We start from the raw sequence: 14,221 nt of genomic DNA, 5'->3' as shown, positions 1-14,221 counted from the left end.
GCGGCCATGATGAACCTTGCCGAATATCGCAATCGCAACAGCCGCCTGGCCGACTTCCTCCCCTGGGTCGCGCTGGTGGGCTCCGGCATCGTCCTCAACAAGGACGGCAGCTTTCAGCGCACCGCGCGGTTTCGCGGCCCCGATCTCGACAGCGCCGTACAGGCTGAGCTAGTCGCCATCGCCGGCCGCCTCAACAATGCGTTCCGTCGCCTTGGATCAGGCTGGGCAATCTTCGTCGAGGCGCAGCGGCAAGCTTCGAACCTCTATCCCGACAGCCGCTTTCCCGATCCCGCCTCGGCGCTGGTCGACGCCGAGCGCAAAGCGGATTTCGAGGAAGCTGGCGCACATTTCGAGTCGAGCTATTTCCTGACCTTCACCTATCTGCCGCCGGCCGAGGACGCCGCGCGCGCGGAATCCTGGCTCTATGAAGGCCGGGAAAAGTCGGGCCTCGACCCCAACGAGGTGATGACCGGGTTCGCCGATCGCACCGATCGCATCCTGCGCCTGGTCGAAGCCTTCATGCCCGAATGCCGCTGGCTTGATGACGCGGAGACGCTCACCTATCTCCACGGCTGCGTCTCGACCAAACGGCACCGTGTCCGCGTCCCCGAAACGCCGATCTATCTCGACGCGCTGCTCGCCGACCAGCCGCTCACCGGCGGGCTCGAGCCGCGCCTTGGCGCGTCGCATCTGCGCATCCTCACCGTCACAGGCTTTCCAACGGCGACGACACCTGGCCTGCTCGACGAGCTGAACCGTCTCGCATTTCCGTATCGTTGGTCGACGCGGGCGATCCTGCTCGACAAGACCGACGCGACCAAGCTGCTGACCAAGATCCGCCGGCAATGGTTCGCCAAGCGCAAGTCGATCGCCGCGATCCTCAAGGAGGTAATGACCAACGAGGCGTCCGTCCTCGTGGACACCGACGCCGCGAACAAGGCCGCCGATGCCGACATGGCGCTCCAGGAACTCGGCGCCGACTATGCCGGGATGGCCTACGTCACCGCGACGGTGACGGTGTGGGACGAGGATCCGCGCGCTGCCGACGAGAAGCTGCGCCTCGTCGAGAAGGTCATTCAGGGCCGCGACTTCACTGCCATGGCCGAGACGATCAACGCGGTGGACGCCTGGCTCGGATCATTGCCCGGCCACGTCTATGCGAACGTCCGCCAGCCGCCGATCTCCACGCTCAATCTCGCCCACATGATCCCGCTGTCGGCGGTGTGGGCGGGGCCGGAACGGGACGAGCATTTTGCAGCGCCCCCACTGCTCTTCGGCAAGACCGAAGGCTCCACCCCGTTCCGGCTTTCGCTTCACGTCGGCGACGTCGGCCACACGCTGATCGTTGGCCCGACCGGCGCGGGCAAGTCGGTCCTGCTGGCGCTGATGGCGCTGCAGTTCCGACGCTATGCTCGCGCCCAAGTCTTCGCCTTCGACTTCGGCGGCTCGATCCGCGCGGCGGCGCTCGGCATGGGCGGCGATTGGCATGACCTCGGCGGCGATCTCAGTGACGGCGCGACCGATAACGTCAGCCTTCAACCGCTCGCCCGCGTTCACGACGTGCCCGAGCGCGCCTGGGCGGGCGACTGGATCGTATCGATCCTGACCCGCGAGGGCGTGGCGATCACGCCCGAGGTGAAGGAGCATATCTGGACGGCGCTGACCTCGCTGGCATCGGCGCCCGTCGAGGAGCGCACGATCACCGGCCTGGTCGTGCTGCTCCAGTCGAACGATCTCAAACAGGCGCTCAGGCCCTATTGCGTCGGCGGTCCCTACGGCCGGCTGCTCGACGCTGAACGCGAGTATCTTGGCTCGGCGTTCGTTCAAGCGTTCGAGACTGAGGGGCTGATCGGCACCGGCGCGGCGCCGGCGGTTCTCTCCTATCTCTTCCATCGGATCGAAGATCGGCTCGACGGTTCGCCGACTCTTCTCATTATCGACGAAGGCTGGCTGGCGCTGGACGATGACGGTTTCGCCGGCCAGCTCCGCGAATGGCTGAAGACGCTGCGCAAGAAGAACGCCAGCGTCATCTTCGCCACGCAATCGCTCAGCGACATCGACGGCTCGGCCATCGCGCCTGCCATCATCGAAAGCTGCCAGACCCGGCTTCTGCTGCCGAACGAGCGCGCGATCGAGCCGCAGATCACGGCGATCTATCGGCGCTTCGGCCTCAACGACCGCCAGATCGAGATCATCGCGCGGGCAATGCCCAAGCGCGACTATTACTGCCAGTCGCGGCGCGGCAACCGCCTCTTCGAGCTCGGTCTGTCCGATGTCGCGCTCGCTCTGTGCGCCGCGTCATCGAAGACCGACCAGGCGGCCATTGCCCGCATCGTCGCCGAACACGGCCGCGACGGCTTCCTCGCCGCATGGCTCGATCACCGTGAGGTCGGTTGGGCCGCCGATCTCATCCCCACGCTCACCAACAAGGAGACGTCCCAATGAAACTGCGCAATTCCCGCGCAGCGCGTTTTGCTGCCGCGCTGCTGACCGCTCCCGTCGCGCTCGCGCCCATGCTGGCGACGCCCGCTCACGCCATCATCGTATTCGATCCCTCGAACTATGCGCAGAACGTGCTCACGGCGGCGCGATCGCTTCAGCAGATCACCAACCAGATCACCTCGCTTCAGAACGAAGCGCAAATGCTGATCAACCAGGCACGCAACCTTGCGAGCCTGCCGTTCTCGTCGCTGCAACAGCTTCAGCAGTCCGTCCAGCGCACGCAGCAGCTTCTCAACCAGGCGCAGAATATCGCCTACGACGTCCAGCAGATCGACCGGATGTTCCAGCAGAAGTACGGGAACGTCTCGCTGTCCGCTTCGGATCAGCAACTCGTCACCGATGCCCGCTCGCGCTGGCAGAACACGGTCGGCGGCCTGCAGGACGCAATGCGGGTGCAGGCGGGCGTCGTCGGCAACATCGACACCAATCGCACGCAGATGTCGGCGCTGATCGGCCAGAGCCAGGGCGCGACCGGCGCGCTGCAGGCGACGCAGGCCGGCAACCAACTCCTTGCGCTCCAGGCGCAGCAACTCGCGGATCTCACCGCCGTCGTGGCGGCCAACGGCCGGGCGCAGGCCTTGCAGTCGGCCGAGCAGGCCGCCGCCGCCGAACAGGGCCGCGAGCAGCGCCGGCGTTTCCTGACGCCGGGCTCGGGCTACCAGCCCGGCAATGCCCGCATGTTCCCGAACAGCGGCAACTGAGGCTGGCACGATGGACGGCAAGACCCTCGCTCGCGTCGGCGCCATCGTCTTCGTCGCGGTCGCCATCACGGCGACCGCGATCGAGATGAACCGCAAGGACGTTTCGACGGACGTCCTCGCGACGCAGGGCCGTCCGGTCACAACATCGGATCCTCTCGCCGCCGAATTGCTTCGTTGTTCCGAGATCGGCGAGGCCGGCACGCGCGATCCCAATTGCCTGAAGGCATGGGCAGAGAACCGGCGCCGCTTCCTCGGCCAGCCGGCCCCCGTTTCATCACCATCGCCGGTTGCGCCGACCACGCTGTTTCCAAGCGCGCCCGCGTCGGCCGCTCCCATCCACAAAGACAGTGCGCCAGCGGACGTGACCGGGCCTGCGATGCAGGCCGAGCCCGCTCAGCCAGAGGTTCGCTGACATGGGCGGCACCGGTGTCATCGACCATTTCCTCGAGGTCTTCACTCGCTACATCGACGGAGGATTCGGGCTGCTCGGCGGCGAAGTCGGTTTCATCGCCACCACCTTGATCGTCATCGACGTCACGCTCGCCGCGCTTTTCTGGTCATGGGGCGCCGACGACGACATCATGGCGAGGCTGGTCAAGAAGACGCTCTTCGTCGGTGTCTTCGCCTACCTGATCTCCAACTGGAACAATCTCGCCCGCATCGTCTTCGAGAGCTTCGCGGGCCTCGGCCTGAAGGCTTCGGGAACGGGCTTTGCCGTGAGCGATCTCATGCGCCCCGGCAAGGTGGCGCAGACTGGTCTCGATGCCGGCCGGCCGCTGCTCGACTCCATCTCCAGCCTGATGGGCTACTGGTCGTTCTTCGAGAACTTCATCCAGATCGCCTGCATGTTTTTCGCCTGGGCGCTGGTGCTGCTGGCGTTCTTCATCCTGGCGATCCAGCTCTTCGTCACCCTGATCGAGTTCAAGCTGACCACGCTCGCCGGCTTCGTCCTCATTCCCTTCGGCCTGTTCGGCAAATCGGCGTTCATGGCCGAGCGCGTGCTCGGCAACGTCATCTCCTCCGGCATCAAGGTGCTGGTGCTCGCCGTCATCATCGGCATCGGCTCGACGCTGTTCTCCGAGTTCACCTCGGGCTTCAACGGCGCAACGCCATCGATCGACGATGCCATGGCGATCGTGCTTGCCGCGCTGTCGCTGCTTGGTCTCGGCATCTTCGGTCCCGGCATCGCTAACGGCCTCATCTCCGGTGGCCCGCAGCTCGGCGCCGGCGCGGCCATTGGCACTGGTCTTGCCGCCGGCGGCGTTGTCGCAGCAGGCGCGGCCGCTGCCGGCGCCGTCGTGACAGGCGGCGCTGCACTTGCTGGCGGCGCTGCCGCCGCCGCGCGTGGCGGTGCAGCCCTCGCCGGTGGCGCCTCCACCGCCTACAGCCTCGGCGCGGCCGGCCAGGCCGGCGCATCCGGCGTCGCGTCGGGTCTTGGCAGTGTTGCCAGCACCGGCGCGAAGGCGGCCGTCTCACCGCTGAAGCGCGCAGCCGGTCGTGCCGCCGACAGCCTGAAGCAGAGCTATCAGGCCGGTGGCCAGGCCGCGACGGAGATCGCCACCGGCGCATCCGGTGCTGCGACGACCGCCACCGCGGAGGCCGCATCTCCCGGAGCTGCGTCTTCCACCAGCGACGGGCCGCCGGCCTGGGCGAAACGCATGAAGCGCTCGCAGCAGATGTCCCATGGCGTTCAGGCCGCCGCCCACGCCGTGCGTAGCGGCGACAGCCATGGCGGCGGCTCCTCCGTCAACCTCTCCGAAAGCGACTGACCATGTTCAAGCGACCATCCACCCACTACGGCAAAGCCCCTCAGCCCGAGACTCCCTATCAGCGCGCCGCTCAGGTCTGGGACGATCGCATCGGCTCCGCCCGCGTGCAGGCCCGTAACTGGCGCTACATGGCCTTCGGATCATTGGCCCTCGCGGGCGGCCTTTCGGCCGCGCTGGTCTGGCAGTCCGCCAACGGCTCGATCGTGCCTTGGGTAGTGCAGGTCGACCGGCTCGGCCAGGCGCAGGCGATCGCGCCGGCGACCGCCGACTATCAGCCAAACGATCCGCAAATCGCCTTCTACCTCGCGCGCTTCATCGAGCAGGTCCGCTCGATCCCGTCCGACGCCATCATCGTGCGGCAGAACTGGCTGCGCGCCTACGACTTCACGACACAGGGTGGCGCGCTCGCGCTGAACGATTATGCGCGCGCCAACGACCCCTTCACCAAGGTCGGCAAGCAGCAGATCGCGATCGAAGTGTCGTCGGTGATCCGCGCCTCGCCGTCGAGCTTCCGCATCGCCTGGATCGAGCGACGCTATCAGGACGGCTCACTGGCCTCCACCGAACGCTGGTCCGCGATCCTCACCGTCGTCGTGCAGCCCCCACGCGACGCCGACACGCTGCGGAAGAACCCACTCGGAATCTACATCAACGCCATCAACTGGTCGAAGGAGCTTGGACAATGACGCCCGCACTCCGCAAAGCCGCCCCTTGGAGTGCAGGGCTCCCGGCTTTGCTCATCCACGTAGTTCCGGTTTTCCGCAAATCCGCTTTGCCGGGAATCTTGCTCGCCGGTTCGGCGCTGGCAGGGTGCGCCACTCACACCCCGCCGCCGGAGATTTCCTACGACAATGCGGTGCCGGCTGTGCAGACCTCCGATCCGCCAGCGCCCGTCCGGGTGGTGGAGCTTCCCAAACCGCTCCCGCTGCCTGGTCAGTTGAAGCCCATCGGCAAGGACGGCAAGCCCGAGCCGGAACCGTCCGATCCCGCCGCGCGCGTCAACCAGGCCAATGCCGCAGCGCGCGTCCAGCCCGTCCGCAACGGCTTCATCAACTCGATGCAGGTCTATCCCTTCGTCGATGGCGCGCTCTATCAGGTCTACGCCTCGCCGGGGCAGATCACCGACATCGCGCTTCAGCCCGGCGAGCAGCTCGTCGGCTCCGGTCCTGTCGCCGCTGGCGACACAGTGCGCTGGATCATCGGCGATACCGAGAGCGGCGTTGGCGCGGCCAAGCAGGTCCATATCCTCGTGAAGCCAACGCGGGCCGAGCTGATGACCAATCTCGTCATCAACACCGACCGGCGCACCTATCACATGGAGCTGCGCGCGACGCCATCGACCTATATGGCATCGGTGTCTTGGCAATATCCGCAGGACCAGCTCATCGCGCTGCGCCGCCAGAACAGCCAAGCCGAGGCCGCGCAGCCGGTGTCGGGCGGCATCGATCTCGCCCGTGTCAATTTCCGCTACGAGGTGACCGGCGACCGCGCACCGTGGCGGCCGCTGCGCGCCTTCGATGACGGCAAGCAGGTGTTCATCGAATTCCCCCGCGGCATCGGACAGGGCGAGATGCCGCCCTTGTTCGTGGTCGGACCGGAGGGCGACACCTCCGAGCTGGTGAACTATCGCGTGCGCGGCAACTACATGATCGTCGATCGACTGTTCGCCGCCGCCGAACTGCGGTTCGGCGCGGGCAAGAACCAGAAGCGTGTCCGCATCTCCCGCACCGACGGGAGGCCGGCATCGTGAGCGACGAACGCGATCCCGAAAAGGAGGAAGGCCGGACGCCCGGTTCGGCGCCCCAGCCTCAGCCGACCGACGACGACGCTCGGCCGCTGACCGGCGAGCCGGCCGCGACCATGCGGCTGCGCGCCGAGCCGCCGCGTGTGACCCGCCTGTCCCGCAAGGTGCTGGCCGGTCTGGGTCTTGCGGCAAGCCTCGGTGTCGGTGGGGCGCTGATCTATGCGCTCCAGACTCGTCACAGCGGCCAGGGTCAGGAGCTTTACTCTACGGACAACCGCTCGACACCGGACGGTCTGGCTGGATTGCCGAAGGATTATTCCGGCGTCCCGAAGCTCGGCCCGCCGCTGCCCGGCGACCTCGGTCGCCCGATCCTCAACGCGCAGAACGGTGGCACAGTGCCGCCGATCGGCGCACCGGCATCAGGTCCGACGGGACCGAGCCCCGAGGAACAGCGCCGGGCGCAGGAACTGGAGGCGGCTCGGACCGCACGGCTGTTCGCATCCACCGAGACTCGGCCCGCTACGGCTGGAGCTTCGACACAGCCGACTGCGACCGCCACGCCGTCGGCCGATCTCGCCAGCCTCGGCCTTGCGCCGCAGCCAGCGACACCCTCCGCGCAGGATCGTCAGCTCGCATTCCTCAATCAGACGCCCGACAAGCGCACTGTCTCGCCGGATCGCGTTGCCGCGCCAGCGTCGAAGAACGTCCTGCAGGCCGGCGCCGTCATCGCGGCCGCGCTCATCACCGGCATCCGCTCCGACCTGCCGGGTCAGATCACCGCACAGGTGACGGAGAACATCTATGACAGCCCGACCGGCAAGATCCTGCTTGTGCCACAGGGCACGCGCGTTATCGGCCAGTATGACAGTGGCGTCGGCTTCGGTCAGAGGCGCATACTTCTCGTCTGGAACCGGCTGATCTTCCCCAATGGCCGCTCCATCGTTCTGGAGCGTCAGCCTGGTGCGGACGCCGAGGGCTATGCGGGCCTTGAGGATGGCGTCGACTATCACTGGGGCGAACTGTTCAAGGCCGCTGCACTTTCCACGATTCTGAGCATCGGTGCGGAGGCGGGCTCGTCTGGCCAGGACAGCGATATTGTGCGGGCGCTGCGACAGGGTGCCTCCAATAGCGTCAGTCAAACCGGCCAGCAGATCGTCCAGCGCCAGCTCAACATCGCACCGACCCTCACCATCCGGCCAGGCTTGCCCGTCCGCGTCATCGTCACCCGCGATCTCGTTCTCGAACCCTACGGAGGCTGACATGACCAAGCTGAAATTGGGAGCGATCGTCGACGACAAACCGGTGAAGGTCACGGTGGAGTTACCGGCAAGCCTGCATCGCGACCTAACGGCCTACGCAGAAATTCTCGGCCGCGAAGCGAGGCAACCGCCGGCCGATCCCGTTCGCCTCATCGCTCCGATGCTGGAGCGGTTCATAGCCACGGATCGGGGATTTGCGAAAGCGAGGAAGTCAAAAGAACTGCCGAAACCGTCTGAATGATTGTGGCGGCAGCCGAGCGCGACATTGAACGCGCAAGACTGAGGAGGCGGCGCCAGGCCGGGTTATCATTCCGCGGCGACCACACCGCGCAGAACGGCAGAACCTCGCCGGCAAGCTGCCGATAGGCAGTTCCCGGAAACTGAGCCGCCGTCCCGGCCTCGCTCATGACCGTGACGCCTTGGCCGATCGCCACAAGCGACAGGAGATTGTCCCTCCCGACGTATTGGGTATCGATTTCTGGGTGACGCCCAAGATCGGCGAGGCGTTGAACCAAATAGTCGTGAATTTCCGATCCAGGGGCACCGTCACTTACAATGAATCTCTCGTCCACAAGATCACGCCAGCCAAGCTCCGATTTCTCAGAGAGAGGATGATCGCTGGGAAGTACGGCGAATACTCGCTCGGACCAAAGTTGCTCTGTTTCACAGTCCGACCACTGTGTGGTTCCCGTGATAAAAGCCACATCGAGTTGAAGTCGCCGGATCGAGGCAACGTGATCCGCAGGATCGCCGTCAAAAAATTCGACCCGTACACTTGCATGCTCCTTGCCGTAGGCTCCCAGCAGATCGGACAGGAATCCAGACGCGAGCGACGAAAAGATGCCGACCTTGATATGCCCCCGCTCGGAGCGACCTATGGCGGCCACATCCTTCGCGCCGCAGTCGATCTGTTGAAGTGCTTTGCGTGCTCGACGCACAAACTGCTGTCCTGCCAACGTCAGGCAGACGCCGCCGTTGTGCCTCTGAAATAGGGAAGCGCCGAGTTCGTCTTCGAGATCGCGAACGCGACGGCTGATCGCCGATTCCTGTATTCCCAAGGCCAAGGCCGCCTTTCGGAAGCTGCCATATTCGGCCGCCGCAAGAAAATACCGGATCTGGCGGAATTCAAGCATCGGTCAATTGCGACCGAGATCTATTCGAAATGATTCCTGGCCTCGCGACGGTCCATCGTCCGCTCGTTGCGAGCATCGCTCTGTAAGCACCATCTACCACGACCATCGCGCCCCGACCGCAGCTAAGGCAAGACCTCCCGATTCTCACCCTAGAATAGACGGCTACAGACGCTCATTGGCCGATGATCTTATATAGATTCGATATACCAACGTATCTTCGAAATATACCGTGTTCTGAAAGGGGGGGGGTGGCACGCCCGCGCAGATCGCGCACCAGTTCGCGGTGCAGGGGCTCTCCTCTCAGTCGAGATTCAAACGCTCAAACTGTCCGACATTCTAACAAGGTCAATAATCGTCTTGGCCTGCATCTTCTGCATGAGATGGCTACGGCGAACCTTCACCGTGATCTCGCTAACATTCAGGTCGGCGGCGATTTGTTTATTGAGGAGGCCCTTTACAACGAGCTTGAAAACGTCTCGTTCGCCGGGCGTCAATGTCTCCCAACGCGCATTCAAATCCAGCGAACGCGCTTCGCTCTCGCGCCTTCGCCGGTCTTTTTCGATCGCTTGTTGGATAGCATCCAGCAGGTCTTGGTCGCGAAACGGCTTGGTCAAGAACTCGAAGGCGCCATTCTTGATGGCGTTCACGCCCATCGTGATGTCCCCATGTCCCGTGATGAATATCGTCGGCAGATGAATGCCGTATTCAGGCATTTGCCGATGAAAATCGATCCCGCTTTGTCCGGGCATTCTCACATCGAGCAGCAGGCAGCCGGGCGCGTCCGGCATGGAGCTTTCCAGAAATTCGGCAACCGAGCTATACGAGCGCACCTGTAGCCCAACGGATGCGAGCAAATCTTCGAGCGCGGCGCGAACGGACCGATCGTCATCGATGACATAGACGATGGGCTGCGGCCGCGAATCCGCCGTCGGTTCATTTTTCATCAGGCTGCCTCCATGTGGCGCGGCAGGCGCACCTCAAATACGGTCCCGCCTCCAGGGACTGGAGCCGCGGAAATCTGTCCGCCATTCGCTTCAACGATCGTCTGACTGATGGTAAGGCCAAGACCCATGCCTCCCTCTTTCGTCGTCCAGAAGGCGTCAAAGAGGTGCTCACGAGCTCCCGGCGCCAGACCGGTGCCGGAATCGGCCACCGCGAGAACGATCGCATCCCGTCCATCCTGCGAGGCGGCAATTCGCAGACGACGCTCGGGCAATGCGCGGTCCGACATCGCCTCGGTCGCATTGAGGACGAGATTGCTGATGACCTGCTGGATCTGGACCCGATCGGCAAAAACGCGAGGTAGGCCGTCATGCAGGTCCAGTTGCAAGGCGACGCCGCCACGCTCGATCTCGCCGCGCGACAAGGTCGCGATTTCCATGACAGCTTCCCTGAGGTCGAATGGTTGTCGGCGCGGCGCCTCGCCCTTCGAAAGGGCGCGAATGCGCGCGATGACCTGGCTTGCCCGGTTGGCATCGCTGACGATGCGGTCGAGCGCGAGGCGGGCCTTGTCGAGATTTGGCGGCTCCTGGGCAAGCCATCGGGTGCACGCGCCGCCGCTGGCGACGACGGCAGCCAGGGGCTGGTTGACTTCGTGCGCGATCGACGCCGACAGTTGACCGAGCGTCGTGACCCGCGCAATTCGCAAAAGCCGATCGCGCGCCTCCAGCGCCTCGGCCTTCGCAGCCACCATCCTTAAACTGAGATAGGTTGTAACGCCGATCGCAACGATACTAATCCCGGTATTGACGATGCCGACCTCATACGCACCGGAGTGGGTCAAGAAAAAACTGATCAGGGTCAGCGCGACACAAATGCAAGCGAGGGCCACTACAGCCGTGCCAGACAAGATGCGTGTCGCAACGAGAATGACCGCTGTGTAGAATACGGCCGCTGCGATGGCGTAGTCCGTGACCGTATCGGCGATAAAAATGCCGGCCATCGCAACGCCCATCGCGATCAACGTCAGCGCCGATCCGGGACGTATATCATTGGCGATCTTGAGCATTGTTCACCTTCTCGATCAACTTACCTACTTTCAATATTCTTCCCTGGAGAATCTACTCCGCCGTGTACCTAGATAACTATTGCTTCTCGGTCACTCGCCTGGCTCGAACCGCCACCGAGCAGATGTTACCAGCGGCTCCAGACTGAGACGACCGATAATCTGTTCCAAAAGGCGATCCTGCCGAGTGTCGGCTCGCACTGTCGCGCTCACCTGGACTCGGTTTGTGTCCTCGATATTCGTGCTTTCGAGGTCGCGGATGTGCAGCGCACCGGCGAGATCGCGAAGAAGAAGCGCCCGAACATGCGCCTCAGCCTCTCCATGGCAGATGATGCTGATCGCATATGCGCTGTCCAACGGGCTTGCGGCGAATGACTGGCGCTCAACGAGGCGCACGAGCGGGCGCAGAACTGCGTTGACGGCGATGACGAACGTCGTCGCAATCAATGCATGAAAGAAAAATCCGGCCCCACACAGCGCGCCGATCGCGGCGGAGCACCACAGCGTCGCGGCGGTGTTGAGCCCGCGCACATTCAACCCTTCCTTGAAGATGATGCCGGCGCCCATAAAGCCGATGCCGGAAACAATCTGGGCCGCAACGCGCGTCGGGCTCGCCTCGCCGGGGAACAGCCCGGCAAAGAGGACGAAGATGGCCGCGCCGAGCGCGACGAGGGTATTGGTTCGCAGCCCGGCCAGGCGCTGGCGCCATTGCCGTTCGAAGCCGATCAAGCCGCCAAGAAGGAATGCGCCCCCGAGCGTGAGTGCGGTGTGGCCAAGGCTTTGCCAATCCATCTGAATGTGTTCCCATCTCGTTGCGTCGGTCGCGCCCTCCCGAGGCGCAAGCCCGCGCTATTGCTGGAATTGCCACTCCACTCGCTGTCAGAATTCGGCGTGGGCGCGAAGCGACAGAATCGAGGCTGGTCCGCGGTCGGCGTTGTAGGCGGGGTTTGCAACAAACTGATAGTCGAAGGTGACGGTGCTCCAGCCGTTGACCCGCAAGGCGTAATACGCCTCGACGATCGACTCGTGGCCGTAGCGCAGTCTCCCATCACCGATCAGCAACCCCGTGCCTCCGGCGGCGAGGAAGTTACGATGTGCACTCGAGAGGCCGTTGACCGCAGCACCGACTCCGATCGTGTCCGCAGGCCGTCCCCATGCAGAACCCTTTAGGGAGAAACCACCGGAAATGCTGCGGTCGATGTCCGTGAAGGAGAGGATTTCGGTGCGGCCGTCGTTCCAGCTTGCACGGGCGAAAAGCCCGAGGTCAGCTGTCAAAGCCTGTTCGATATTTCCATAAAAGCCATACTTATTCTGATTGCGGCGCAGGGCCGTCATCGCATCGTTGATATCTGTTTGAGGGCTCGCTTGCGCGAGGTTGATAGCGTCGCGATACGCGCCGGTGTAACCACGGTTGATGAAAGCGCCGATCCGAACCTTACCCGGCTGCCCGAACAGGCTGTGCCGTTCCTCGAACTCGACGGCGCCACCGCCGCCCCCATTGAAGACCAAAACATCACTGTTCGGCTCCCTGGGCACTTGGAAGGCCCCGGCTCGCACAGCCCAATCCTTACGATTCAGCTCGATGACCGCACCGCGCGTCATGCCGGGAAGGTCGGCGGGGAAGTCATAGGCCCCCGACGACCAGATTGCCCAATTCATGAAATCCGCGCGCGGATCCTTGGCATAGGCATTCGCGTCGAAGAAATCGCCAACCGCGAAACGACCAACCGTGACAGTGACGCGATCGATATCGCGTCGCCCCGCCAGTTGCAGGGGGCCGTCTGCGACATCCTCCTGCTCGCCACCAAGACCGAATGTCTGCTGAAGATAGTAGCGCTGTGGCCGAAATTTCGGAAATTCAGCGCCGCCTTTTTGCGCTTCTCCATTTGGAAAGCCTGCGAGTCCGAGCGTCCCGTTCAGCCCGAAGCCTTGGGCTAGCTCGGGATTGAAATAGAACGCACCACCGTCCCAAAGCCTCACGCCAAGAAATGCGTCCGCGGTCCACGTCTCACGAACTTGCCCACCACCGGGCAGGCTGGCGCTGGAAGCGTAGGGGGAACGAATCGCGGGATAGCCTTGGGCGATGAATGTGGTCTGGCCATGAATATTCCAGTCCGGCGACATTTCGACAGTTGCCGGTGGTCTTGGGAGTGTCGAGGCCACATCGCCCAGTCGGTAGTTCAGGCCAAGCGTGAACCTCTGGGTTCGGGGGCGGACGGACACATCGCGCAGTCCGGCACCATCGAGTCGATAGGTCGAGGAAGCCAGATCGAGGTAGTCGTACTGGACGCGTGCCGTCCATGGTCCGCCCAAGGCCATTTCGACACCTGCGCCTGCCGTCCACCCAGCGTGCCAGCGCCCCAGTTTTGACAAAACGCTGCCGTCATCGCCATTGATGTCGACGTTCGTTCGTGTCCAAGCGAGGCCTCCCGTTGCATAGGGGAGGAATGGGCCAAAAGCATAGCCGATCCTGCCACGCACCGTCCCCACGACATCCAGGGATGTGTTGAAGGGAGCCGGTATCCGTCGCGTCTCATCGGGCGGGCTCACAAAAGTGACATCGGCTTCCGCGCCGAGCACCCAACGATCGCTGGCCTGAAAGTTGTAGCCTCCCTGAAAGCCGCCGATCATTCCTGTCACCGTAGGCGGCAGGCCAACGGACTGATTCAAGACGGGGTTCGTTCCCGGGCCAAGGCTGCCAGCCCCGAAACCGGTGTGTCCGCCAAAATAGACGCCCGACCAGTCGGGCCCGCCCGATTCCACCTTATTGTCACGCGAGGCCCCCGGTGCCTTCGTTGGCATCGCCAGGATGGGTTGCGGTCCACTAGTGTTGAGCCGTGCCGCATCCGGATGGCCGGGAGTCGTTTGAAGTTCTTGCGCGTGCGCTTTGGTTACCTGAAGAACCGCTACAAGACCGAGCGCCAGCAAGTAGAAAGCGATCACCATCAGTCGGCAAAAAAGAACCCGACGACGCCTGAAAACCTTCAGTCCGGTGGTGATAGTGAAATTGGGAAGTCCGTGGGTCGTAAAATAAGTCATGGGCTACTCCTGGCGTCGGGTTGCGAGAGCGCCCGGCGCCAATAGCCGCGAGCTGCCCTCCTAGTTTTC

Annotated in this window: 13 protein-coding genes; 8 read left to right on the top strand and 5 right to left on the bottom strand. The window is 63.8% G+C overall.

Going from position 1 to position 14,221, the window contains the following annotated elements:
- Window positions 1-6: 6 nt before the first annotated feature.
- From trbE to JQ573_RS30985, 8 genes are read left to right on the top strand one after another with little or no spacing between them, the layout of a single operon-like run.
- Window positions 7-2,445 carry a conjugal transfer protein TrbE gene (gene trbE / locus JQ573_RS31020; RefSeq protein ID WP_006022584.1) on the top strand — a complete coding sequence of 813 codons (2,439 nt, stop codon included), beginning with the start codon at window positions 7-9 and terminating at the stop codon, window positions 2,443-2,445.
- Complete coding sequence (trbJ, locus tag JQ573_RS31015) at window positions 2,442-3,203, top strand: P-type conjugative transfer protein TrbJ (protein ID WP_006022583.1); 762 nt, start codon at window positions 2,442-2,444, stop codon at window positions 3,201-3,203. Before trbE ends, trbJ begins: the two co-directional genes overlap by 4 nt.
- A 10-nt stretch (window positions 3,204-3,213) precedes the next feature.
- Window positions 3,214-3,615 carry a putative entry exclusion protein TrbK-alt gene (gene trbK-alt, locus JQ573_RS31010; protein WP_006022582.1) on the top strand — a complete coding sequence of 134 codons (402 nt, stop codon included), beginning with the start codon at window positions 3,214-3,216 and terminating at the stop codon, window positions 3,613-3,615.
- 1 nt (window position 3,616) lies between these two features.
- Window positions 3,617-4,972: a P-type conjugative transfer protein TrbL gene (trbL, locus tag JQ573_RS31005; protein ID WP_006022581.1), complete on the top strand. Its 1,356-nt coding sequence runs from the start codon at window positions 3,617-3,619 to the stop codon at window positions 4,970-4,972.
- Between the two features lie 2 nt (window positions 4,973-4,974).
- Window positions 4,975-5,658, top strand: a complete 684-nt coding sequence (gene trbF / locus JQ573_RS31000; RefSeq protein WP_006022580.1) for a conjugal transfer protein TrbF — start codon at window positions 4,975-4,977, stop codon at window positions 5,656-5,658.
- The gene (gene trbG, locus JQ573_RS30995; RefSeq protein ID WP_006022579.1) at window positions 5,655-6,722 is read left to right on the top strand and encodes a P-type conjugative transfer protein TrbG; all 1,068 of its coding nucleotides are present in this window, start codon (window positions 5,655-5,657) and stop codon (window positions 6,720-6,722) included. The genes trbF and trbG overlap by 4 nt, the downstream gene beginning before the upstream one ends.
- Window positions 6,719-7,975 (top strand): TrbI/VirB10 family protein, encoded by a 1,257-nt coding sequence (locus tag JQ573_RS30990; protein WP_006022578.1) that lies wholly within the window; start codon window positions 6,719-6,721, stop codon window positions 7,973-7,975. The genes trbG and JQ573_RS30990 overlap by 4 nt, the downstream gene beginning before the upstream one ends.
- Window position 7,976: 1 nt before the next feature.
- Window positions 7,977-8,216 carry a DUF2274 domain-containing protein gene (locus JQ573_RS30985; protein ID WP_006022577.1) on the top strand — a complete coding sequence of 80 codons (240 nt, stop codon included), beginning with the start codon at window positions 7,977-7,979 and terminating at the stop codon, window positions 8,214-8,216.
- Here the strand turns inward: JQ573_RS30985 and JQ573_RS30980 are convergent.
- The 5 genes from JQ573_RS30980 to JQ573_RS30960 form a co-directional block, all read right to left on the bottom strand.
- Window positions 8,149-9,108, bottom strand: a complete 960-nt coding sequence (locus JQ573_RS30980; protein WP_024343196.1) for a LysR family transcriptional regulator — start codon at window positions 9,106-9,108, stop codon at window positions 8,149-8,151. The two genes, JQ573_RS30985 and JQ573_RS30980, sit on opposite strands and share 68 nt — an antisense overlap.
- A 311-nt stretch (window positions 9,109-9,419) precedes the next feature.
- A complete protein-coding gene (locus tag JQ573_RS30975; RefSeq protein ID WP_006022575.1) occupies window positions 9,420-10,052 on the bottom strand; it encodes a response regulator transcription factor in 633 nt (210 codons plus the stop codon).
- Window positions 10,052-11,116 (bottom strand): sensor histidine kinase, encoded by a 1,065-nt coding sequence (locus JQ573_RS30970; RefSeq protein ID WP_006022574.1) that lies wholly within the window; start codon window positions 11,114-11,116, stop codon window positions 10,052-10,054. The genes JQ573_RS30975 and JQ573_RS30970 overlap by 1 nt, the downstream gene beginning before the upstream one ends.
- A 90-nt stretch (window positions 11,117-11,206) precedes the next feature.
- Window positions 11,207-11,905, bottom strand: a complete 699-nt coding sequence (locus JQ573_RS30965; RefSeq protein WP_006022573.1) for an MgtC/SapB family protein — start codon at window positions 11,903-11,905, stop codon at window positions 11,207-11,209.
- Window positions 11,906-11,992: 87 nt separating this feature from the next.
- On the bottom strand, window positions 11,993-14,152 hold the full coding sequence (locus tag JQ573_RS30960) for a carbohydrate porin (protein WP_006022572.1): 2,160 nt from the start codon (window positions 14,150-14,152) through the stop codon (window positions 11,993-11,995).
- Window positions 14,153-14,221 lie beyond the last annotated feature (69 nt).

The organism is Bradyrhizobium sp. AUGA SZCCT0105 (assembly GCF_018129565.1).
Lineage (GTDB): Bacteria > Pseudomonadota > Alphaproteobacteria > Rhizobiales > Xanthobacteraceae > Bradyrhizobium.
Note: the sequence above shows the minus strand (reverse complement) of the source record. Positions and strands in the feature narration are given on the sequence as shown.

Excerpts from the sequence above, each read along its gene's own strand:
- trbE (WP_006022584.1), top strand. The coding sequence starts at position 7 with ATGATGAACCTTGCCGAATATCGCAATCGCAACAGCCGCCTGGCCGAC.
- trbJ (WP_006022583.1), top strand. The coding sequence starts at position 2,442 with ATGAAACTGCGCAATTCCCGCGCAGCGCGTTTTGCTGCCGCGCTGCTG.
- trbK-alt (WP_006022582.1), top strand. The coding sequence starts at position 3,214 with ATGGACGGCAAGACCCTCGCTCGCGTCGGCGCCATCGTCTTCGTCGCG.
- trbL (WP_006022581.1), top strand. The coding sequence starts at position 3,617 with ATGGGCGGCACCGGTGTCATCGACCATTTCCTCGAGGTCTTCACTCGC.
- trbF (WP_006022580.1), top strand. The coding sequence starts at position 4,975 with ATGTTCAAGCGACCATCCACCCACTACGGCAAAGCCCCTCAGCCCGAG.
- trbG (WP_006022579.1), top strand. The coding sequence starts at position 5,655 with ATGACGCCCGCACTCCGCAAAGCCGCCCCTTGGAGTGCAGGGCTCCCG.
- JQ573_RS30985 (WP_006022577.1), top strand. The coding sequence starts at position 7,977 with ATGACCAAGCTGAAATTGGGAGCGATCGTCGACGACAAACCGGTGAAG.
- JQ573_RS30980 (WP_024343196.1), bottom strand. The coding sequence starts at position 9,108 with ATGCTTGAATTCCGCCAGATCCGGTATTTTCTTGCGGCGGCCGAATAT.
- JQ573_RS30975 (WP_006022575.1), bottom strand. The coding sequence starts at position 10,052 with ATGAAAAATGAACCGACGGCGGATTCGCGGCCGCAGCCCATCGTCTAT.
- JQ573_RS30970 (WP_006022574.1), bottom strand. The coding sequence starts at position 11,116 with ATGCTCAAGATCGCCAATGATATACGTCCCGGATCGGCGCTGACGTTG.
- JQ573_RS30965 (WP_006022573.1), bottom strand. The coding sequence starts at position 11,905 with ATGGATTGGCAAAGCCTTGGCCACACCGCACTCACGCTCGGGGGCGCA.
- JQ573_RS30960 (WP_006022572.1), bottom strand. The coding sequence starts at position 14,152 with ATGACTTATTTTACGACCCACGGACTTCCCAATTTCACTATCACCACC.